Origin of the sequence: Chitinophaga sp. CB10 (assembly GCA_001870995.2) — a bacterium.
GTDB lineage: Bacteria > Bacteroidota > Bacteroidia > Chitinophagales > Chitinophagaceae > Chitinophaga.
The window spans coordinates 163,450-184,686 of the sequence record MLAV02000008.1; the positions used below are offsets into that span (position 1 = coordinate 163,450).

Annotated in this window: 17 protein-coding genes; 11 read left to right on the plus strand and 6 right to left on the minus strand. The window is 51.9% G+C overall.

Annotated features, from left to right (window positions below; translation table 11 throughout):
- Positions 1-150: 150 nt before the first annotated feature.
- The 8 genes from porU (at position 151) to BOC67_RS13550 (ending at position 11,470) form a co-directional block, all read left to right on the plus strand.
- The gene (porU, locus tag BOC67_RS13515) at positions 151-3,546 is read left to right on the plus strand and encodes a type IX secretion system sortase PorU (protein WP_291910869.1); all 3,396 of its coding nucleotides are present in this window, start codon (positions 151-153) and stop codon (positions 3,544-3,546) included.
- A 119-nt stretch (positions 3,547-3,665) separates the two neighbouring features.
- Positions 3,666-4,844: a type IX secretion system outer membrane channel protein PorV gene (porV, locus tag BOC67_RS13520; protein WP_291910871.1), complete on the plus strand. Its 1,179-nt coding sequence runs from the start codon at positions 3,666-3,668 to the stop codon at positions 4,842-4,844.
- 108 nt (positions 4,845-4,952) lie between these two features.
- Positions 4,953-5,441: a 2-C-methyl-D-erythritol 2,4-cyclodiphosphate synthase gene (ispF, locus tag BOC67_RS13525; protein WP_291910872.1), complete on the plus strand. Its 489-nt coding sequence runs from the start codon at positions 4,953-4,955 to the stop codon at positions 5,439-5,441.
- Positions 5,442-5,476: 35 nt separating this feature from the next.
- Positions 5,477-5,920: a dUTP diphosphatase gene (gene dut, locus BOC67_RS13530; RefSeq protein ID WP_291910873.1), complete on the plus strand. Its 444-nt coding sequence runs from the start codon at positions 5,477-5,479 to the stop codon at positions 5,918-5,920.
- A 3-nt stretch (positions 5,921-5,923) separates the two neighbouring features.
- Positions 5,924-7,651: a tetratricopeptide repeat protein gene (locus BOC67_RS13535; protein ID WP_291910875.1), complete on the plus strand. Its 1,728-nt coding sequence runs from the start codon at positions 5,924-5,926 to the stop codon at positions 7,649-7,651.
- Between the two features lie 19 nt (positions 7,652-7,670).
- Positions 7,671-8,486, plus strand: a complete 816-nt coding sequence (locus tag BOC67_RS13540; RefSeq protein WP_291910876.1) for a DUF4292 domain-containing protein — start codon at positions 7,671-7,673, stop codon at positions 8,484-8,486.
- A 107-nt stretch (positions 8,487-8,593) separates the two neighbouring features.
- On the plus strand, positions 8,594-10,060 hold the full coding sequence (locus BOC67_RS13545) for a peptidoglycan DD-metalloendopeptidase family protein (protein ID WP_291910877.1): 1,467 nt from the start codon (positions 8,594-8,596) through the stop codon (positions 10,058-10,060).
- A gap of 36 nt (positions 10,061-10,096) precedes the next feature.
- The gene (locus tag BOC67_RS13550) at positions 10,097-11,470 is read left to right on the plus strand and encodes a peptidoglycan DD-metalloendopeptidase family protein (protein ID WP_291910878.1); all 1,374 of its coding nucleotides are present in this window, start codon (positions 10,097-10,099) and stop codon (positions 11,468-11,470) included.
- Here BOC67_RS13550 and bshA read toward each other — a convergent pair.
- On the minus strand, positions 11,467-12,612 hold the full coding sequence (gene bshA / locus BOC67_RS13555) for an N-acetyl-alpha-D-glucosaminyl L-malate synthase BshA (protein WP_291910879.1): 1,146 nt from the start codon (positions 12,610-12,612) through the stop codon (positions 11,467-11,469). The genes BOC67_RS13550 and bshA overlap by 4 nt on opposite strands.
- Before the next feature lie 195 nt (positions 12,613-12,807).
- Between bshA and BOC67_RS13560 the strand changes: the two genes are divergently transcribed.
- Together BOC67_RS13560 and BOC67_RS13565 are read left to right on the plus strand one after the other, a co-directional pair.
- A complete protein-coding gene (locus BOC67_RS13560) occupies positions 12,808-14,181 on the plus strand; it encodes a M20/M25/M40 family metallo-hydrolase (RefSeq protein WP_291910880.1) in 1,374 nt (457 codons plus the stop codon).
- Between the two features lie 24 nt (positions 14,182-14,205).
- Positions 14,206-14,601, plus strand: a complete 396-nt coding sequence (locus tag BOC67_RS13565; RefSeq protein ID WP_291910881.1) for a hypothetical protein — start codon at positions 14,206-14,208, stop codon at positions 14,599-14,601.
- Positions 14,602-14,630: 29 nt separating this feature from the next.
- Here BOC67_RS13565 and BOC67_RS13570 read toward each other — a convergent pair whose 3' ends face one another.
- From BOC67_RS13570 to BOC67_RS13590, 5 genes are all read right to left on the minus strand, one after another.
- Positions 14,631-15,335, minus strand: a complete 705-nt coding sequence (locus BOC67_RS13570; RefSeq protein WP_291910882.1) for an SAM-dependent methyltransferase — start codon at positions 15,333-15,335, stop codon at positions 14,631-14,633.
- On the minus strand, positions 15,335-16,081 hold the full coding sequence (locus tag BOC67_RS13575) for an EI24 domain-containing protein (RefSeq protein ID WP_291910983.1): 747 nt from the start codon (positions 16,079-16,081) through the stop codon (positions 15,335-15,337). Before BOC67_RS13575 ends, BOC67_RS13570 begins: the two co-directional genes overlap by 1 nt.
- Positions 16,082-16,244: 163 nt before the next feature.
- Entirely contained in the window at positions 16,245-17,261 is a 1,017-nt protein-coding gene (locus BOC67_RS13580; protein ID WP_291910883.1) for a PorP/SprF family type IX secretion system membrane protein, read from the minus strand.
- Between the two features lie 170 nt (positions 17,262-17,431).
- Positions 17,432-18,085: a uracil phosphoribosyltransferase gene (upp, locus tag BOC67_RS13585; protein WP_291910884.1), complete on the minus strand. Its 654-nt coding sequence runs from the start codon at positions 18,083-18,085 to the stop codon at positions 17,432-17,434.
- Between the two features lie 44 nt (positions 18,086-18,129).
- Positions 18,130-19,977, minus strand: a complete 1,848-nt coding sequence (locus tag BOC67_RS13590) for a von Willebrand factor type A domain-containing protein (RefSeq protein ID WP_291910885.1) — start codon at positions 19,975-19,977, stop codon at positions 18,130-18,132.
- 107 nt (positions 19,978-20,084) lie between these two features.
- Here BOC67_RS13590 and BOC67_RS13595 point away from each other — a divergent pair, with 107 nt between their 5' ends.
- Positions 20,085-21,179, plus strand: a complete 1,095-nt coding sequence (locus BOC67_RS13595) for an anhydro-N-acetylmuramic acid kinase (protein WP_291910886.1) — start codon at positions 20,085-20,087, stop codon at positions 21,177-21,179.
- Positions 21,180-21,237 lie beyond the last annotated feature (58 nt).

Sequence of the window (21,237 nt, forward strand, 5' to 3'; positions counted from 1 at the left end):
TTATATTTACAGTAAACGCAAATGTAATCTTTTTTATTTTATGGTGAAATAATTTAATTTGTAATTAACCCACTACGGCAGCCTGGTTTTCCATATTTACCGGTGTTTTTATACTTTGTGCCTACTTGCGGTCAAGCAGGGAACAAGATAATGAAAGTCCTAAAATTTTATATACTAGCCCTTACCATTTCTGTTTTTGCAGTCAATATTCTTGCTGCTCAATCATTTACCTATCGCGATCACAGTGTGCTGGCCACGGGAAAATGGATCAGGCTGGCCGTATCCCGGCCGGGGATTTATAAAATAGATGCCGCTTTCCTCCGGAAGGCGGGCCTGAATCCCGATCAGCTGCAGGCCGGCCAGATCCGCCTTTTCGGCAACGGGGGCGGAATGCTGCCGGAAAACCACCGCGTACATCCGGAAGCGTTACAGGAGGTGGCCCTCCTGGTAAACGACGGAGGGGATAATATTGTTAACGGGAACGACTATATTCTTTTTTATGCCCCCGGTCCGCACCGGTGGACGTATAATAAAAGTACCGGCGCCTACCAGCATCAGTATAATATTTATACGGACACGGCCTGGTACTACCTGAACGTAGGCCAGCAGGCCGGCGCGCGTATCGCCACTGAGCCTGCCCGTGCCATTCCGGAAAAATTCCAGTATCTCTTTGATTACCTCGCCTTTTATGAAAAGGACAGCCTGAACTTTTTACGCAGCGGCAAGCAGTGGTTTGCAGAGGAGTTCAGCCTGGATCCGGCCGCCGGCCGCCGCCATTCCTACCGTTTTACCCTGCCGGCGCCGCCCCGGGGACTGGTGAACGTAACCATGCGGGTGGCCGCCCGCGGCGCCAACGGGAGCAACTTCAAAGTAAGCCTGAACAAGCAGGAAGCGGCTACGGCCTACCTGTTGCCGGTAAGCGGGAACGTATTTGAGGCTTTTGCCACCGCGGCAACGGGTACAGGCGGCGTGTACCTTACCGATAAAAATATTATAGCGGATGTTGATTTTTTAGAGGGAGATAATAACGCCCGCGGATGGCTGGATTACCTGGAAATTCAGGCACGTTGCCCGCTGGTGCTGCCGGATGAAGGCATACTTTCCTTCCGGACGGATGCCCTTTATGATTCACGGCTCACCGGCATCGCCCTTTATAACGCCAATGTACAAACGCAGGTCTGGGACGTAACGCGGCCCTGTGCGCCCATTGTCTTAAAGTCCCAGCTGGCGGGCGATTCCCTTGCTGTTACCGTTAAAAACGATACCCTGCGGGAGCTGGTGGCATTTCAGCCGGCCGCCGTGCAGCAGCCGGTATTTGCCGGCCCGGTAGGGAACCAGGACCTTATGGCTGCCGCTGCACGGATGTTTATCATAACCGTCCCGGGGCTTGTACCGGCAGCGCAGCAATTAGCCAACTGGCATACCGAGCAGGGACTGGCCACTGTGGTCGTGACCATGGACCAGCTATACCATGAATTCTCCGCAGGAGCCCCAGATCCAACCGCCCTGCGCAACTTCCTGAAAGTCCTGTACGATAAAGGCCGTGCGCCGGAATATTTACTGTTATTCGGGGCCGCTTCCTACGATTACCGCAACCGGGTAAAAAACAATACCAACCTGGTGCCTTCCTGGCAAAGCACGGCTTCGCTGGACCCGGTATCCTCCTATGTGTCGGACGATTACTTCGGGCTCCTGCGGGACCAGGACGATATAAACCGCACGGATATACGAAATGAACTGCAGATAGCCATTGGCCGCATCCCCGCCAGGACTGCCGCCGAAGCGGCCATGGCGGTGAATAAGATTATGGCCTATAAGGAGCAGTCGGCCAAGGGCGACTGGCGGCACCGCCTCGTGTTTATTGCCGATGATGAAGACAATAATTTACACCTGCAGGATGCCGAAGCGCTCACGGAGATCATCAGCCGTCAATACCCGCAGTTCAACGTCAATAAAATATACCTGGATGCTTTCCCCCGGGTGTCCGGCAATACCGGCGCTACTTATCCGGAGGCCGTAGCGCAATTGATCCGGCGCGTTAACCAGGGGGCGCTGATTGTCAACTACAGCGGCCATGGCAGCAATACCCGCCTGGCGGAGGAAAACATAGTGGATGCACAAAATATCGCCGCCTGGAAAAATGCCGACCGGCTGCCGCTGTTGCTAACCGCCACCTGCGATTTTGCGCCTTTTGACAACCCTGCGGTATTGTCGCTGGGGCAAAGTGTACTATTGCAGCGCCCTACGGGAGCGATTGCCCTGATGACGACCACCAGGGCCGTGTTTGCGGCTTCCAACAAGGAAATGAATATTAACTACCTCCATGCGGCGCTGACGCGGAATGCCGATGGCTCCTGGAAAAGTCTGGGGCAGGCGTCAAAAGCAGCTAAAAATATTACCTACGCCACAAGTATAGATATTATCAATAACCGCAAGTTCCAGCTATTGGGCGACCCCGCGCTGACACTGGCGTTCCCGCAATATAAAATAGTGACGGATAGCATCAATTATCAGCAGCTTGATAACAATACGGTGGAGGCGCCGGCAAATTCCCTGTTAAATGTGACAGGGCATATTGAAGATGAAACCGGGGCAGTGGCAACCGGTTATAACGGTCAGCTATATACGACGATCTTCGCCCCGCCGGCGGGCAGCCATACCCTGGGGAATACGGCCGGTAGCCAGGTCGCGGCTTTTGAGCAGCAGGAAAATATTTTTTTCCGGGGAGAACAAAAAGTCATTGCCGGCAAATTCCGCGTAACGGCACGGATGCCCGTGGATGCTGCCGTGGCACAGGGTATCGGAAAGATCAGCTACTACGGGACGGGCAACCTGGCGGATGCCGGCGGGCAGTCCGAACGCATCCGGGTAACGGGGCAGCAGGCTCCCGCCACTGACCGCGCCGGACCTCAGTTGCAGGCATGGCTTAACAACCGGCTTTTCAAAAACGGGGATATAGTGGCTGCCGACCCGCTGCTGATCGCCGACCTTGCGGACAGCAGCGGCATTAACATCTCCGGTATAATAAAAGAACATAAACTGCTTGCATTATTAGACAGTTCGGAATATATTGTATTAAATGATTATTTTAGCGCATCTTTAGATGATTACAGGAAAGGGACAGTGGTGTATCCGCTGGCAGGCATTGCCCCCGGTAAACACCGCATCACTATCACCGCATGGGACAACCAAAATAATCCGGCCAATACCACGATCACGTTTGAAGTAACTGAAGCCGGGGCCCTGGTGGTAGACGATATCGCAAACTATCCCAATCCGTTCCATAGTGAAACGAGGTTTGTATTCACACATAATCAACAGGGTATGCCGTTGGAACTTACCCTGCAGATTTTTAACCTGGAAGGCAAACTCATGAAAACTCTTTTTAACACAATAATTCCGGGAAGCAACCGTTTTGATGGCATGCCCTGGGATGGCGCAGGGGATTCGGGAGCAAAATTATCCCCAGGTATATATCTTTATAGACTAACTATTAGCAGTAATGGTAAGAGAAAGGTTAAGAGCGGCAAAGTAATGTTATTTTAAGTAATACAACCTATGCAGTATGAAGTGGTCTGGCGTCCGGCTTCCTTATCAAACCCCTTAACTGATAATCATATTATAAATTACATTATTTTTACATCCTATCAAAATACGAACATTGCATGATCCGAAAGTTAACTTTGAGCCTGGTGTTCATATATAGTACTTTCACAAGTTTAAGAACCTCAGCCCAGACAATAGACTCCACAGGTCAATTAGATGGTCGTACCAACACTATTAATACAGCTGTTCCTTTCTTGCGTATCACTCCGGATGCCCGCAGTGGTGCAATGGGAGATGTGGGTCTTGCCATTTCTCCGGATGCCAATTCCATTTATTATAACCTGTCGAAGTTGCCGTTCTCCGATGTCAACTCCAGCATTGCCGTAACCTATACTCCCTGGCTAAAAGAGCTTGTAAACGACGTATTCCTGGCTACTGTAAGCGGTTATACCAAAATAGATGAAAATCAGGCCGTCTCCGGATCGCTGCGTTACTTTTCGCTGGGTACCATCAATTTCAGGGACATTACCAACACTGACCAGGGTAATTTCCGGCCACGTGAATTTGCTATCGATGCAGGTTATGCCCGCAAGCTCTCCGAACATTTCGGGGTAGGGCTGACCGGTAGATTCATTTATTCCAACCTTGCCGGCGGGCAAACGGTTAACGACCAGACTATCCGCCCGGGTAAAGCCTTTGCGGCAGACGTTTCCGGTTACTATACCAAGGACTTTGAAAAGGACGACGGCACGGTGAACAAACTGAGCGTAGGTTTGGCGATCACCAACATCGGTACCAAAATCTCCTATACCAGCTCCGCGCAGAACAAGGACTTCATCCCTACCAACTTCGGTTTGGGTGCGGCCTACAAGCTGTCTCTCGACGAAATGAACACCCTGACCTTTGCACTGGATATCAATAAGCTGATGGTGCCTACGCCGGATACCAGCGGCAAGTACAAAGATAAATCCGTGCTGGAAGGGATGTTCTCTTCCTTCGGCGACGCGCCGGGCGGCTTCAAAGAAGAGCTGCAGGAACTGATGTATTCCGTAGGAATGGAATACTGGTACAACCAGCAATTTGCCGTGAGAGCCGGTTACTTCAATGAGAACAAGAACAAGGGTAACCGTAAATATTTCACGGCGGGCGTAGGTATCAAGTACGATATCTTTGGCCTGAACTTCTCCTACCTGGTGCCTTCCGGCTCCGGCATACAGCGTAACCCGCTGTCCAACACCCTCCGCTTCACCCTTACTTTTGACCTGGGGCCAAGAGAAGAGAGCAGAACGGGTTGGTAATACCTTAAAAATTGCGTTAAAATACATAAACGAGTCCCTCCGGAAGGAGGGATTTGCTTTTTATACCGTACTTTGCGGATTGGCAAAACGATTAAAAAATAATATCTTATGAGTAGCATTCGTATCGGATTGGGTGTCGATTTCCATCAGCTTGTTGAAGGCCGTGAATTCTGGCTGGGAGGGGTGCTGGTGCCCCATCACAAGGGCGCACTCGGTCACAGCGATGCAGACGTATTGCTGCATGCTATTTGCGACGCCATGCTGGGAGCTCTTGCCCTGGGCGATATTGGGGTGCATTTCCCGGACACGGACAATGCGTATAAAAACATCGACAGTAAAATCCTGCTGTCGCGCTGCGCCCAACTGATTGGCGAAAAAGGTTACCAGGTGGTGAATGTGGACAGTACCCTTTGCCTGGAAGCGCCGAAGATCAAGCCGTATGTGCCGCAGATGCAGGCCGTTATTGCGGAGCGTTTGCGTATCAGCGTGGACGACGTATCCGTAAAAGCTACCACCACCGAGAAGATGGGCTTCGTTGGCCGCGGGGAAGGGGTGATGGCCTATGCTACCGTACTCCTCGAAAAGTATAATAATTAAGGTTAAACTCTACCATAAAAAAATATCTTTGCTGAATGGCTGAAGTAATTGTGAAAATAATTAATAAGTCGGCGAACGAACTGCCGGCTTATGCGACCGCAGAAGCTGCGGGAATGGATCTCCGGGCCAACCTGGAAGCGCCGCTGACCCTGCAACCGCTGGAACGCGCCCTGGTACCCACCGGCCTGTTCATGGAGCTGCCTACCGGTTATGAAGCGCAGATCCGCCCACGCAGCGGCCTGGCTATCAAGCAGGGACTGACACTATTAAATACTCCCGGCACTATTGATGCTGACTACAGGGGAGAGATTAAAATCATCCTGATCAACCTGTCCAACGAACCGCAGGTAGTGCAACCCGGCGACCGTATTGCGCAAATGGTGATCGCACCGTTTGTGCAGGCGACTATTCAGCCGGTGGAAATACTCAGCACGACCGAGCGTGGCGAAGGCGGATTTGGTCATACCGGTAAATCCTGATAAATGCGTGTGTACGTCACAGTGATAGGACTATCTTTAACGTTGGCTTTTGCTGCATGCAGCGTGGGCAAGCGGGCAGGCGGCCATGCCGCCGGCGATCCCGCGCTGCTCAAACAACGTACGGATAGCATCTTCTTTGCCGCTCAGCGTTCGAAGATGATTGGGGATTACCGCACGGCGCTTTCCCAATATTCCGACTACCTGAAGCTGGACAGAACCAACGCTGTGGTGTTTTATGAAATAGCGCGCCTGCTGATGGATTCCCATAGCGGGCCCTATGCGCTCAATTTTGCACGCAAAGCGGCTACCATGGATACGGCGAACCACTGGTTCCAGCAGCTCCTGGCAGACGTTTACGCCGTTTCGGAGAAATTCGACAGCGGCGCCCTCGTGTATAAAAACCTGGCCGCCAAATACCCGGAGAACGATGATTACCTCTACAACCAGGGTATTTTGCTCGGCAAAGCCAATAAGCCGGAAGCGGCACTGGCGGTATTCAACCAGCTGGAAGCCAGGACGGGCGTAGTGGAAGAACTCACCTACCAGAAGCAGCGCCTGCTGCTCCGGATGAGTAAAGCCAACGAAGCCGCGGCGGAAATAAAACGGCTGATCGAAACCAACCCCGCTGAAACACGCTACTATTACCTGCTGGCAGAAGTCTATGATGCCAACGACCAGATCGCCGATGCGACTGCTGTTTACAACGACATCCTTTCCCGAGATCCGGAAAACGCCCGGGCGCTGATTGCGCTGGGCGCCTACGCCAGGAAGCGGAAGGATACGGCGGCTTACTGGGATTATATGACCCGCGCCTTTGCCAACAGCAGTTACAGTATTGATGAAAAAGTAGCGTACGTTTATCCTTACCTGCGCATGCTGGAAACGGATAGCACCAAACTGCGGGAAGGGCTGCAACTGGCGCACCTGATCGTGGAGGCGCATCCGAAGGACGCCAAAGCCTACGCGCTGCTTGGGGATATGTATTCCCAGGGGGATGTGCTGGACAGTGCGCAGCTCAGCTACCAGCGTTCGCTGGCGCTGGACTCCACCCGCTTTTCCGTATGGTACCAGCAGATGTGGATCTACTCCCGCAAGGATGATCCGAATGCCTTGCTGGCCCTCAGCGATACAGTTACCCGGCTCTTTCCGAAAGAGTTCATGGGATTTTATTTCAACGGCCTGGCCAATTACCTGCTGCGGCAGTACCCGGCTACCATCGCGTCCATGAACAAAGCGCTGGCATTAGGGGATGATGAAAAAAGGTTTACGGCGGATGTTTATTCCCTCCTGGGCGACGCTTATCACGCTACGGGGCAGAATGCATCGTCGGACAGCAGCTATGAAAAAGCCCTGCAGCTACGCCCCAAGGATGCCACGGTGCTGAATAATTACAGCTATTATCTGTCGTTACGGGGCGAAAACCTGGATAAAGCGGCTGAAATGTCGCGGCGCTCCCTTGAAATAGAACCAGACAGTCCTACCTTCATGGATACCTACGCCTGGATATTATTCCGCATGGAAAAATACCAGGAAGCCAAAGAGTGGATGGATAAAGCATTTACCTATCCGGCATCCCTCCAGAACGCCAGCATGCTGGAACATTATGGAGATATACTCTACAACCTGAAAGATGTTAATAAAGCGGTTGAATACTGGCAGATGGCACAGGAGAAGGGAGCTTCCTCTGTTGCCCTCACCAAAAAGATCGCGGAGAAAAGATATGTTCAATAGGCAAAAGATGCATGCTAGTATGAGATTATTGTTATTCGTGGGGTTAATCGGCATATTGACCGTTTCCTGTCGGCGCCCTAAAGAACTCGCCCGTTCCACCTTTCCCGCTGCGGACAGCGGCCGGGTAACGGTTATCGCGGATAGCGCGGACGGGGAACTCAACCGGTTCAAAGACTCCATGCTGGCCGGTATTCAGAAGAATCATATTGATTTCAATTCCTTTTCCGGCCGTGCAAAATTTGCCTTTGAAAATGAGCAGGACAGCAAGAACGGACTTTCCGTGAATGTGCGCATGAAGAAAGACAGTATCATCTGGATTTCCATTTCCGCGCCGGTGATCGATGAAGTGGTACGTGCCGTCATTACGCCGGACAGCCTGAAATTATATAACCGCCTGAAAAAGCAGCTGGTGCTGCGCAACCTGGCGGATGCCAAAGACCTGCTCAATGTGCCTTTTGATTTCAATACCCTGCAGGATTTGCTCATAGGTAACCCCGTATTCCTGACGGACTCCATCTACCAGGTGACCAAAACGCCTTCCATTATTTCCTTTAGTTGCGATGCGCCGGATTTTACCAGCCTGTTCAACGTATATGCTGATGACTACGGCCTGCAGCAAAGCAAAGTGATGGATAAGGACCCTGCGGTGCGCCGCTCCTGCGAGCTGACCTATGGCGATTATTCCCGTACGGGCAGCAGGAAATTTCCTACTACCCGCCGCATATACGTAGAGGAAAAAGGCACCACGAAAGTGGCGCTGGATTTCACCCGTTTTGATTTTGATGTGCCGGTTACTTTTCCGTTCAGCACGCCATCAGGATACAAGCGGATGTAGCAGTACTGCGGTAAATGTTCCGCAGCTTTAAACTAATAAACGTTGTATATTTAGCGTTTATATACCTGATTTTAATTTCGCAGTTACTAAATATAGTCATGTTGTATTTGAAGAAGATTATCCCGTTTATGTTGGTTGTATGGTTGATGCCCGCAATGGTGGCGGCCCAGCAAAATGCTGGTCAGCAACAGCCTTCGCAATCAAGGGAAGAACTGGAACGTCGTAAGAAAGAACTGCAACGCGAAATTGATGAGGCCAACGAACAATTACTTGCCACCAAAAAATCTACCCGCGAAAGCATGGGGCAACTGCGTGCCCTGCGCGATAAAATTACAGCGCGTACCCGCCTGATCAACAACATCAACGATGAAATCAATTTCATCAACGGTGATATCAACAGCGCCTACCGCGATGTAAATACCCTGAAAAAAGACCTGGATACCCTGAAAGCGCAATACGCGCAGCTGGTAGTATATGCGTATAAAAACAGGAGCACGTACGACCTGCTGAACTTCGTGTTTTCCGCATCCAGCTTTAACGATGCCGTTAAACGTTTTCAATACCTGAAGCAATACCGGGAGTACCGCCGCCGCCAGGCCGATAATATTGTGGCCACGCAGGAGCTGCTGAAGAAAAAGATCGGCAACCTGGAATCACAACGTATGAAGCGGGGCGATGCGCTCAAAACCGAGCAGGAACAACGCTCTATCCTGGAAGCGGATAAGAAGGAGAAGGATGAGGTACTGAATAAGCTGAAAGGCCGTGAAAAAGAACTGGTACAGGATATCAACCAGCGTAAGAAAGATGCCCAGAAAGTACAGATAGCCATCCGTAACGTAATCCAGCGCGAGATCGAAGAGGCGCGCCGTAAGGCAGCGGAAGAAGAAGCCGCCCGTCGCAAAGCCCTTGAAGAAAAACGCCGCCGTGAGGAAGAAGCGCGCAAAGCCGCCCTTGCCGCCGCCGCTGCCGAAAAGGCCCGCGCCGCCGCTGCGGAAAGAGCCGCCAACGCCAATAACAATACGGCTGCTACGCCGCCGCCAGCGGAAAAACCGGCAGAGAAGCCGGCAGAAAAACCTGCTCCTCCTCCGCCTGCGCCAACGCCAGCGCCTACACGCAGCGAGAACGTGCTGGAGGCCACGCCGGAAGCCCTCGCACTCTCCGAAAGCTTTGAAGCAAACCGCGGTAAGCTGCCATGGCCGGTAGATGCAGGTAATATCATCGAACATTTTGGTATTCACCAGCATGCCGTAATGGAGCACATCACCGTACCATCGGATGGTATCGTTATTGCTACCACCAAGGGCGGTCCGGTAAAATCCATCTTCGATGGCGAGGTGAGGTCCGTTGTAGTGATGCCGGGCATGGGCTATATGATCATCATCCGCCACGGACAATATTTCACCACCTACGTGCGTTTGCAAACCACACGGGTGAAGAAAGGCGATATGGTGAAAACCGGTCAGGTGATCGGTACTGCAACTGTAAACGAACTTGAAAATACCGGCGAGGTAGAGCTGCAAATCTGGAAAGGTAATACCAAGCAGAATCCTGAGCAGTGGATACGTCGCCGATAGGCTACGGCCCTACTTACTAACCTAATGCATTATTGTTTGAGAAAGTTGATCCCTTTCATACTGGCGCTATGCCTGCTACCCGCCGTGCTGGTGGCGCAGCGGGGCAAGCAGTCGCGCGCGGCCCTGGAAAACAGGAAGGCCCAGCTATTGAAAGAAATAGCGGAAGCCACCCGCGCCCTGCAGGAAACCCGGAAAAGTACCCGGCAAAATCAATCCCTGCAGAAACAATTACAGGCACAAATCAGCTCCCGTAACGAACAGATAAAGGCTATCAATACAGAACTCAGCCAGATTGAGGGAGATATTGCCAATACGAGCAGCAACGTGCAATCGCTCGAAAAAGAAGTGGACTCCCTGCGGGCCCGCTACGCACAACTGCTGGTGTACAGTTATAAATCCCGCACCAACTACGACGTACTCAACTTCCTTTTTTCCGCCACGAGCTTTAATGATGCCCTGCGCAGATACGAATACCTGCGTCAATACCGGGAAAATAAGCGCCGCCAGGCAGAAAGCCTGCTTTCCACCCGGCAGCTGCTGGGGCAGAAGCTGGCGGAGCTGCAGGAGCAGCGCAAGGAAAAGGCCGGCGCCCTCTATGTGGAGCAGCGCCAGAAAATACAACTGGTAAACAACCAGAAAGAAACCGAGCAAACCATCAAGGAACTGCAGGATAAGCAGAAAGACCTGCAACAGAGCATTGCCAAAAGCAAGGCGGAAGCCCGCCAGATAGACAATGCCATCCAGGCTGCCATCCGCAGGGAAATTGAAGCGGCGCGGCGCAAAGCCGCAGCAGAGGCAGCGGAGCGCAAGCGCATAGCGGCCGCCAAACGTAAGAAGCAACAGGAAGAAGCCGCCCGCAAAGCGCTGGCCGCCCGTAAAGCGGCAGAAAAGAAAGGTGTGAAACCTCCGCCGATGCCTAAAGTAAAAGAAGAACCGGAAGAGAAGGAAACCAATACTTCCAGCGAGGATGTGCTGGTAGCCTCCCCGGGCGAACTGACCCTCTCCAATAATTTCGAAGCCAACCGGGGCCGCCTGCCATGGCCGGTTTCAGCGGGGCGCATCGTTGGGCATTTTGGGGTGGGCAAAATCGGTAAGGTGGAAAAGGAATACAGTGGGGTCGTGTTTCAGACCAGCGTGGGCGCCGCGGTGAAAGCCATCTTTGACGGAGAGGTGATCATGGTATTCAACATCCAGGGGTCGGGATATATGGTAACGTTAAGGCATGGTAAGTACTTTACGAACTATGTACACTTGCTGGATGTGACAGTGAATAAAGGAGCAAGGGTATCCCGGGGTCAGACTTTAGGCGTTGCTGCTGCCCGGAGAGGCGGCAGCAACGGCCAGATTGAGTTGCAGATATACAAGAACGTGGTGAAGCAGAATCCCGAAAGATGGATCCGGGCCCGTTAGAGCAGCTCCGCCTGGCGCTGGTTTTCCAGCACCTGTTCGTATAAAGCCTCGTACTGAGGAATGATATTGTCGATATGGAAACGCTGCGCTTGCGCCCAGGCTCCTTTGCGGACTTTTGCCAGCAGCGCTTCGTCCTGCAGCAGGTGGATGGCATGCTTAGCCATGGTATCTACATCTCCCACATCTCCCATATAACCGGTTACTCCCGGGATATTGATTTCCGGTAAGCCGCCGGCGTTGGAGGAAATCACCGGCACTTCAGATGCCATTGCTTCCAGGGCCGCCAGTCCGAAGCTCTCATAGTCCGAAGGCAGGATGAACAGGTCGCTGATAGACATAACATCTTCCAGCTGCTCCTGCTTACCCACAAAGCGGATATCATCGCATAACCCCAGTTCCCTGCACATGCACTCAATGGTAGGCCTGTCCGGACCATCGCCCACGAGCAGCAGTTTTGCCGGCATGGCTTCCCTCACCTGTTTGAATATCTTGATCACATCCGGTACGCGTTTTACCTTGCGGAAGTTGGACACGTGCAGCAGCACCTTTTCGCCGTTTGGCGCGATGGCTTTACGGAAGTGCGGCAGCTCGCGGCGACTGAAACGCTGGGTGTCCACGAAGTTGTAGATAACGGAGATGTCTTTTTCTATCTGGAAGGATTTGTAGGTTTCATCACGGAGGTTTTCCGATACGGCGGTAATGGCGTCCGACTCGTTGATGGAGAAGGTAACTACCGGCGCATAGGTTTTGTCCTTACCTACCAGCGTGATGTCCGTACCGTGCAGCGTGGTGATAAACGGTACCACCCGGCCTTGCTTGGCCACGATCTGCTTCGCCATATAGGCGGTAGACGCATGGGGGATGGCGTAATGCACGTGAAGGAGGTCCAGCTTCTGGTTAATGATCACATCCACCATGGTGCTGCTCAGGGCAGACTCATAGGGAGGAAAATCGAACAGCGGGTATGTGGGAACCTGTACTTCGTGATAATAGATATTCGCGTGAAACGCGTTGAGCCTCACTGGCTGCTGATACGTGATAAAGTGGACCATGTGGCCTTTGTCGGCCAGAGCTTTTCCCAACTCTGTAGCCAGTACGCCACTACCACCGTATGTAGGATAACATACTATTCCAATACGCATGATTTGTTATTTAAGCCTAAAAACGAAAGCCCATAGTATGAAAAACAGTAATACGTGCCCTTATCAACTGTTATCCATAAATGCATCTGCAAAGGTAACGCTCCTGAAGCAATTCCCCCAGCCATCCAAACCATTTTATTGTTATTTGTAGGCTGGGGACAATTAATTAGTTTTAACGCCCAAACAGACCGCTTTATGAGGAAATACCTTTTGCCAATTTTCCTGGGCTGTGCTATACCCGCCATGGCGTCGGCGCAGCAGCAGGACTCAGTGATATTCAGACAGATAGCTGATGAAATACTTACACATAGCACTGCATATGACAACCTTCACGTACTGACCAAAAAGGTGGGAGGCCGCCTGGCGGGTTCCCCCGGCATGGTAAAGGCCGAGCGCTGGGGTGTAGCCGCCCTGAAAGCTGCCGGCGCCGATACGGTGTATCTGCAGCCCTGCATGGTGCCCCATTGGGTACGCGGCGCCCGGGAAGAGGCCCGTATCATCTCCAAAAGGAGGGATTATACGCCACCTTTAAATGTGCTGGCCCTGGGTAACTCCGTAGGCAGCGGCGATGCCGGCGTAACGGCTCCTATCCTGGAAGTATCCTCCTTTGAGGACCTGGAAGCCAAAAAGGACCAGGTAAAGGGAAAGATCGTATTTTACAATTATCCGTTTAACCCTAAGTTCATCAAAACCTTCCATTCTTATGGGGATGCGGTGAAATACAGGGGCGGCGGAGCCAGCAGGGCTGCCAAATACGGCGCGTTGGCGGTGATAGTGCGCTCTATGTCGCATGGCGCCAATAACGAACCGCATACCGGCGCTATGCAGTACGATTCCGCCTATCCGAAGATCCCGGCCGTAGCCATCGGCCTGCAGGATGCGGACAGGCTCAGTCAGCGCATCAAGGATGATCCTACGGCGCAGGTGTTCCTGAAAACCAACTGCCGCATGCTGGCGGATACCATTGGCCACAACGTAATCGGGGAGCTGAGGGGCAGCAAGTACCCGGATCAGTACCTGACCGTGGGCGGCCACCTGGATTCCTGGGATGTGGCCGAAGGAGCGCACGATGATGGCACCGGCTGCGTACAATCCATCGAGGTGCTGCGCGCCTTCAAGGCGCTGGGCATTAAGCCGGAGCGGACGTTGCGGGTAGTGCTGTTTGCCAATGAAGAAAACGGTACCCGCGGCGGTAAGAAATATGCGGAGGTAGCTAAAGAAAAGGGCGAAAAGCACATCTTTGCATTGGAGAGCGATGCCGGCGGTTTCACGCCACGGGGCTTCACCATGACGATGAGCGATGCGCAACGGGAAAAAGTGAAATCATGGGCGCCGTTGTTCCTACCGTATGGCATATACGATTTTGACGAGCCGGGCGGCGGGGTGGACGTAGGCCAGCTGCATGCGGCAATAGGTACGCCTATGGCCGAACTTTCGCCGGACTCCCAGCGTTATTTTGATATTCACCATGCTCCCAACGATGTGTTTGAAAATGTGAATAAGCGTGAACTGGAGCTGGGCGCCTTTGCTATGGCGGCATTGCTGTACATGGTGGACAAAAGTTTCTAACATTCACTAAAAACACATAACCCTATGGGCCGATTTGTATTCATCGTCGTTTCAGTCATTGTTTTAATCCTGGGCGGCATCTTCTTTTATAAGTTCTATTTCGTATTTGGAAAAGGAGTGAAGGCAGGAGAGCTAAACTATTTTGTACAGAAAGGATATATCTTCAAAACCTATGAAGGAAAGCTGATACAATCGGGCTACAAGGGCCAGGTGGCAGGTACTATCCAGAGCAATGAATTCCAGTTTTCCGTGACGGACGAAAAGGTGGCGCAGCAGCTGATGACCGCATCCGGCAAATGGGTGGAACTGAGTTATAAGGAATACCTCGGCGCAATACCGTGGAGAGGCTTTAGTCCGTTCGTAGTGGACAGTATTATCTCCATCACGGACCAGCAAACCGGCAAACGCATTGTACAATAAAAAAAGGGGACCATCGGTCCCCTTTTTTCTTACTCCGCATCCAGCAAAAAGATCGCCGGCTTCTTATGCAGCTCCGGCAATGCCTTCTTCCACTCCTTCACGGTTTTGGTACGGATAAATTCGTCAGGGCCGGTAATATCGGCCGCCACGCATATTTTCGTATGTTCCTTACAGTTATCCAGGATGTCTTTCAGGAGCTGGTTGTTCCTGTAAGGCGTTTCTATAAAGAGTTGGGTTTGTCTTTTCTTTTGCGATTGCAGTTCCAGGTCCTTAATGGCTTTTACCCGCTCATGCGGTTTAATGGGCAGGTAGCCGGTAAACTGGAAGTTTTGCCCGTTCATGCCGGAAGCCATCAGGGCCAGCAGCATGGAGTTGGGGCCAATCATGGGGATCACCGGCGCTTCTATGCTGTGGGCAGCCCTGACGATGAGGTGGCCGGGATCGGCCACAGCCGGGCATCCTGCTTCGCTGATCACACCGATGTCGATGCCCTGCCGCAAAAACTTTTTAGCCGCTTCCGTATCCGGCAGCTGGTTTTCGTTCATGGGCAGCAGCTGCAAAGCGTCGATATTGATGCTGCGATCCAGCGCTTTCAGGTAACGGCGGGCAGTGCGCTCGTTTTCCACGTAAAATACGGTGAGCTTCCGGGCTACGTCCGTCACATAGGGGGGAATGCTGTATAAGGCATCAGCACTCAGCACGGTTGGGATCAGGTACACTTTGCCGGTAGTCATTATCGCAATTTTTTGTTTTGTAAATCAATGGTAGCGGCTATGACAGCGTAGGATGGCGCCAGCATCCAGCCCACCACCGGGATCAGCATGAACAGGTAAAACACAATCCCGTTCCCTAATGCCATACCCCTGTGCTGACGTATAAACGTTATACTTTGCGACATGTTCATCCGGTGCCTTTCACAACTGTAATCCATCATGGAAAAGCCGTAGAAATAGGCTTCAATGAAAAAGCCGACCATAGGGGTAATCCAGCCCACTACCGGCACAAACGACACGAGCAGCAAAATGAGGATCACGGCCGTTTGGTACACGATGTTGCGGCAGGACATTTTAACGCCCCTGAAGATGTCCGCCAGCAGCAGCTTCCAGCTGAAAGGAAATTCCTTGTGCTGGATGATGGACTCCGTTTTTTCGGAGAGGTACGCAAATACCGGCGAACCAAGAATGAGGAACAGATATTTGAAATAGGAGAAATACCAGAATACGAATATCACTTTAACGCTGAATGCCACCAGCAGGAACAGGAAGCTGATCCAGCTGCTTTCTACGTCCTGCACCCATTCAGTGATGTGGAATAACCGGGTAAGATATTCGACAAATTCACCTGAATAGCCCCACACAAAATAAAATCCCGCAAAAAACAACAGGCAGTAAATTATGCCGGGGATGAGTATCCACTTCCATAATCTATGCTGCATAATAAAATGGTGCGCCTTACCGTAAGCCTGGAAAGCAGACAGCACCTCCCTGAATGAAAACAATGTTTGTACAGTTTTAGTGTAAACAGAATGAGTTTTTCCTCTAAAGTTAAGGTGCAACGAAACTACCGAAATTCCAACTAAAAAATAAGCCCGATCCTGATGACCGGGCCTGTTTTGTTATGAAATATCGTGGTTTTGTTACGAATCAGAATCGTGGACAAAGCGTTTTGTATTTGTTCATCTGGTTGCGGGAGTGGATGTAGATCAGCGAGAGTTCCAGGCCGCCCCTGTAATTGGAGGCCGGCTTCAGGCTGGATACGTTGGTATCGTAAGTAAGCCCTACCTGGAAGCCTTTTATCTCCAGGCCGATGTAGGGGATTACCGCATCCTTCCAGCGATACCAGCTGCCCACATAAAATACCGTTGGTTTATCGTCCGTATCATCCATGGTAAAGCCATACGCGCCGCCAAAGGTGAACTCCGTTGCCGTGCTTTGCTTCATGTACAAAATACTACCGTGAATCCTGTTCACACCGTTGATTGGCGCGGAACCGCCGCCATGCACCGTCCAGCGGTAGCTAAGCCTGTTCTGCGTTTGATCCATAAACGATTCGGTAGGTTGCGTGATGTGATAGTACGAAGCGCCCATGTAGATGTTGGAGGATTCTCCGATGAGCCCGTTATAGAGGATCCCGATGTTGGGATCGAAATAGGATATTTTAGGATTGATCAGCGTTTCGCCACTGGGAATGGCAGGGTTGTAACCATTGTTGTCTATCTGGTTTTCGAAGCGCAGCTTTTCGTTGTCTACGCGTTTCTGCACCAGGGTCCCCTGCAGGCCGATGGCGATGGTGTGGTTGCCTTCCGGGTCCAGCCCCTTGTGGTACGCGGTGCTGGCGCTGAGGTAGGTGGAAGTGAGGGCGCCGCCGCCGCTGCGGTCATACATGGCCATAACGCCTACGCCCCATATATCTGTGTAGTTAATGACGTTTTTCAGAATACCAAAATCAACTGCTGCAGTTCCGGTCACAAAAGGCGTAGAGATGCTTCTCCATTGGGAGCGGTAGTTACCTGACAGGCGATAATCTCCTGAGAATAAGCCGGTAAACGCCGGGTTAAGTGTCATAGGCGAGGCAAAGAACTGGGAGAAGTGCGGGTCTTGGGCCCGTAACGCGCTGGTCAGGCTAAAAAATATGGTCAGGAATAGTAAAGCTCTTTTCATAAGGCAAAGCTTGTAGCATAGGGTTTATGCAATAATGGTGAAGGTACGCCAATTAACTCATATTTCAAATTAAATCCATGTATAATAAGAAATATACGCATAAAAAAACGGATATACGGAATTTTAATAAGTGAAGAATTCCGTATATCCGTTAAACGTTAAAATAACGACTATTGTTGTAATTTATTTCCGAAAGCCAGATCGCCGGCATCGCCCAACCCGGGAACGATGTAGCCCTTGGCGGTCAGTTCATCATCAATATCGCCGGCCCAGATGGTGAGGTTGGATTTGGTGTTACGCAACACATATTCGATACCCACGGTGCAGGCAATAGCCACAACGAGGTGAATATGAGTAGGTTTGCCGATTTCCTCCAGGTGCTCGATGGTTTTCACCAGGGAAGCGCCGGTAGCCAGCATCGGGTCGGAAAGGATAAGTACCTGGCCTTCAATAGAAGGACTGCTTACATATTCCAGGCTGATATCAAAAGAACCATCGTGGTTATGTTTGCGGTAAGCGGAAATAAACGCATGGTCGGCCTTATCGAAGTAATGCAGCAAACCCTGATGCAGCGCCAGTCCTGCCCTGAGGATGGTAGCCAGTACGGGCTGCGATTTCAGGACGCGGCAGTTGGCAATACCCATGGGAGTAGTAACCTCTTTCTCCACATATTCCAGCGTTTTACTGATTTCATAGGCAGCCACTTCACCCAGGCGCTCCATATTACGCCTGAAACGCATCCGGTCGTGCTGCACCTCTACGTTCCTGATTTCACTCAGCCATTCACCTACCAGCGAATTAGTTTCACTTAAATTTATTATCATTTGCTTATCCTTTGAGGCGGCAAATTACCGAAAAATGTTGATTCTCATTTTTGAAGCAACATGGCTTTTTTCACTAACTGCTGATACTCAGCCCTGTAGCCTTCAGGATCATTTCCACGGGTATTAGCCGCCCATTGCAACACCTTGTCGTAAGTAGCGTCGCCCTGGAAGGCGGACTCCCGCAGCAGCTGGCCGAAGGCCGCTACTGACGCAGCCAGGCGGAAGTCGGGCTCCATGCTTTCAAACGGTTTGGCCTGATAGTGCAGCACCTGCTGTAACAGCTTGCTGGTGTTGGCATCCGGCTCCTTGTAACGCATTTTCACGGTGAGCACCTCCGTGCGGTTGCCCAGTACTTTGGCTTCCTGGTATTTCAGGGGATCCACCCAGTTTACGTCCTGCCCTTTGCCGCTGCCGGCGGGCACAATTTCATATAAAGCGGTTACGGTATGGCCTGCCCCCATGTCGCCGGCGTCTTTCTTATCATTATTAAAATCTTCCGCCTGTAAAATCCTGTTTTCATATCCTACTAACCTGTACGACTGTACGAAGTTAGGATTGAACTCTACCTGTAACTTGACGTCTTTTGCAATGGTGAATAAAGTACCGCCAAATTCCGTTACAAATATCCTCCTGGCTTCCTCGTAAGTATCGATATAGGCATAGTTGCCGTTTCCTTTGTCAGCAAGGGTTTCCAGGTTTACGTCCTTCAGGTTGCCCATACCAAAACCCAGTACGGACAGAAAAATGCCTTTATCTTTTTCCCCTTCGATCAGCCTTTCCAGTTCGCCGCTTGAAGATACGCCAACGTTGAAATCTCCGTCTGTAGCCAGTATTACCCTATTGTTACCTTTAGGTAAATAGTTTTCCCTGGCAATCTTATACGCGAGGGAAATGCCTGCGCCGCCCGCTGTGGAGCCACCGGCCTGTAACTGGTCCAGTGCGGCGTTTATTTTTTCTTTTTGGTTACCATGGGTAGATGGTAATACCACGCCGGCAGCGCCCGCGTACACTACCACAGCTACCCTGTCCTGCGGCCGGAGCTGTTTTACCAGCGCGCCAAAGGCTTTCTTTACGAGGGGCAGTTTATTTGGTTCGTTCATGGATCCGGATACATCCAGCAGGAATACGAGGTTACTGGGCGGCAGGTCCCTGTCATCCACCTGCTTGCCCTGAATACCGATCCTGACCAGCTGGTGGCTGGCGTTCCAGGGGCATACGCTCATATCGGTTACAATTGCCACGGGATCTTTGCCGGTTGGTTGCGGATAATGGTAATCGAAATAGTTGATCATTTCTTCCACGCGCACGGCATCGGCAGGAGGGAGGTCGCCCCCGTTGAGGTAACGGCGTACGTTGCTGTAGCTGGCCCTGTCTACATCCGCGCTGAAAGTGCTGAGGGGCTGATCTTTCACGGCATGGAAAATATTTTCGTTAATAGGGACGTAGGCTTCCGTTTGGCCGGGATGGTAAAAGGCGGTATTCCTGGTCACCAGGCCGGGCGCGCTGGCGGCAAAGGGTGTAATCTCCGCCTGCACTACGTCCGCACAGATGATTTTTTCCGGGGCGTTCTTTTTTTGCATGATGCGTTTGTCCGGCCTGCGCTGCAATACCACGTTTACAGCCGTCATATTTTCTTTTACCGCTATTTCCCGGCGGAGGAAGCCGCTGGCCACAATTTCGATGGTAGCGCCGCTTTTGGGGATGCTGAGCTGCCAGTTGCCCTGTTTGTCGGAAGCGGTCATTACATCCGTGCCTTTGATACGGATAACGGCATTCACAACCGGCATATGGAAAGCACTGTCCTTAACCGTGCCTTTTACAAGCCTGGCCTGCGCCAGGGAGCAAATACCGATCAGCAGCATTACTGCCAGGAGGGGGAATATCTTTTTCATGACTGATAGTTTTTCTGTCCCCATGATGCACCCCGCCTCGGGGATTCCATAAAACCCGGAAAAAAAACTTTCCGCAGATCATTTACCTTTGCTGGAAATTTTTTCAGATGGTTTACAACGTGATAGGCACTATGTCGGGCAGCTCGCTGGACGGGTTGGATATTGTGTTTGCAGAGCTGACAGAAGTGCGCGGCCAATGGACATACGTTATTAAGGCTTCCGAAAGCCTTCCCTATGAGCAGGAATGGATGGATAAACTGGCCGGCGCCACCACACTCTCCGCCCGCGATTACCTGCTGCTGCACAGCGAGTATGGGCATTATTCCGGCCATCGGATCAAAGCATTCATTGAAAAGAACCACCTGGATCATAAAGTACATTTCATTGCCTCCCACGGGCATACTACTTTTCATGTGCCGGCGGGCCGTATGACGGCTCAACTGGGCGATGGCGCCGCTATTGCCGCGGTTACCGGTTTGCCGGTGATCAGCGATCTGCGGGCCATGGATGTGGCCCTGGGCGGCCAGGGCGCGCCTATTGTGCCGGTAGGGGAAAAGTATTTATTCCCCGGATTCCAATACTGGCTTAACCTCGGTGGTATCGCCAATATCTCTGCCTTATTACCGGAAGGTTTCACGGCGTTCGACATTTGCCCGGCCAACCGCGTGTTGAACGGGCTGGTTGCCGCGCTGGGCCGCGCTTACGACGAGGGCGGGCAACTGGCTGCCGGCGGCGTTACCGATGAAGCGCTGCTGGGCAGGCTGAATGCGCTGCCTTACTATGCGGAGGCATGGCCTAAATCCCTCGCAAACGATTTTGGTACAGATACCATCCTGCCTATATTCCAGGAGCAGAAAATTTCCGTACAGGGTAAGTTGAGCACTTATGTGGCGCATATTGCAGCGCAGGTGGCCAAATCAGTAGGAGAACTGAAAAACAGGATGACTGATCCCGCTGCGCCGGCCAAAATGCTGATCACCGGCGGGGGCGCTTTCAATACCTTCCTGGTAAACAGCCTGCGCGAGCAGCTGGAGCCGCTGGATGTGGAGGTTGTCGTGCCGGACGAGCAAACCGTGAGCTTCAAGGAAGCGCTGGTAATGGCGCTGATCGGGGCGTTGCGTTGGAGGCAGGAGGAAAATGTGCTGTCGTCCGTAACGGGCGCCAGTCGCGATAGCATCGGCGGCGCGCTGTGGATGAATTAAGCTTCCGTTTTACGATAAAGGAAAAGGGCTGTATCCTCCGCAGGATACAGCCCTTTTC

Excerpts from the sequence above, each read along its gene's own strand:
- porU (WP_291910869.1), top strand. The coding sequence starts at position 151 with ATGAAAGTCCTAAAATTTTATATACTAGCCCTTACCATTTCTGTTTTT.
- porV (WP_291910871.1), top strand. The coding sequence starts at position 3,666 with ATGATCCGAAAGTTAACTTTGAGCCTGGTGTTCATATATAGTACTTTC.
- ispF (WP_291910872.1), top strand. The coding sequence starts at position 4,953 with ATGAGTAGCATTCGTATCGGATTGGGTGTCGATTTCCATCAGCTTGTT.
- dut (WP_291910873.1), top strand. The coding sequence starts at position 5,477 with ATGGCTGAAGTAATTGTGAAAATAATTAATAAGTCGGCGAACGAACTG.
- BOC67_RS13535 (WP_291910875.1), top strand. The coding sequence starts at position 5,924 with ATGCGTGTGTACGTCACAGTGATAGGACTATCTTTAACGTTGGCTTTT.
- BOC67_RS13540 (WP_291910876.1), top strand. The coding sequence starts at position 7,671 with ATGAGATTATTGTTATTCGTGGGGTTAATCGGCATATTGACCGTTTCC.
- bshA (WP_291910879.1), bottom strand. The coding sequence starts at position 12,612 with ATGCGTATTGGAATAGTATGTTATCCTACATACGGTGGTAGTGGCGTA.
- BOC67_RS13560 (WP_291910880.1), top strand. The coding sequence starts at position 12,808 with ATGAGGAAATACCTTTTGCCAATTTTCCTGGGCTGTGCTATACCCGCC.
- BOC67_RS13565 (WP_291910881.1), top strand. The coding sequence starts at position 14,206 with ATGGGCCGATTTGTATTCATCGTCGTTTCAGTCATTGTTTTAATCCTG.
- BOC67_RS13570 (WP_291910882.1), bottom strand. The coding sequence starts at position 15,335 with ATGACTACCGGCAAAGTGTACCTGATCCCAACCGTGCTGAGTGCTGAT.
- BOC67_RS13580 (WP_291910883.1), bottom strand. The coding sequence starts at position 17,261 with ATGAAAAGAGCTTTACTATTCCTGACCATATTTTTTAGCCTGACCAGC.
- upp (WP_291910884.1), bottom strand. The coding sequence starts at position 18,085 with ATGATAATAAATTTAAGTGAAACTAATTCGCTGGTAGGTGAATGGCTG.
- BOC67_RS13590 (WP_291910885.1), bottom strand. The coding sequence starts at position 19,977 with ATGAAAAAGATATTCCCCCTCCTGGCAGTAATGCTGCTGATCGGTATT.
- BOC67_RS13595 (WP_291910886.1), top strand. The coding sequence starts at position 20,085 with ATGGTTTACAACGTGATAGGCACTATGTCGGGCAGCTCGCTGGACGGG.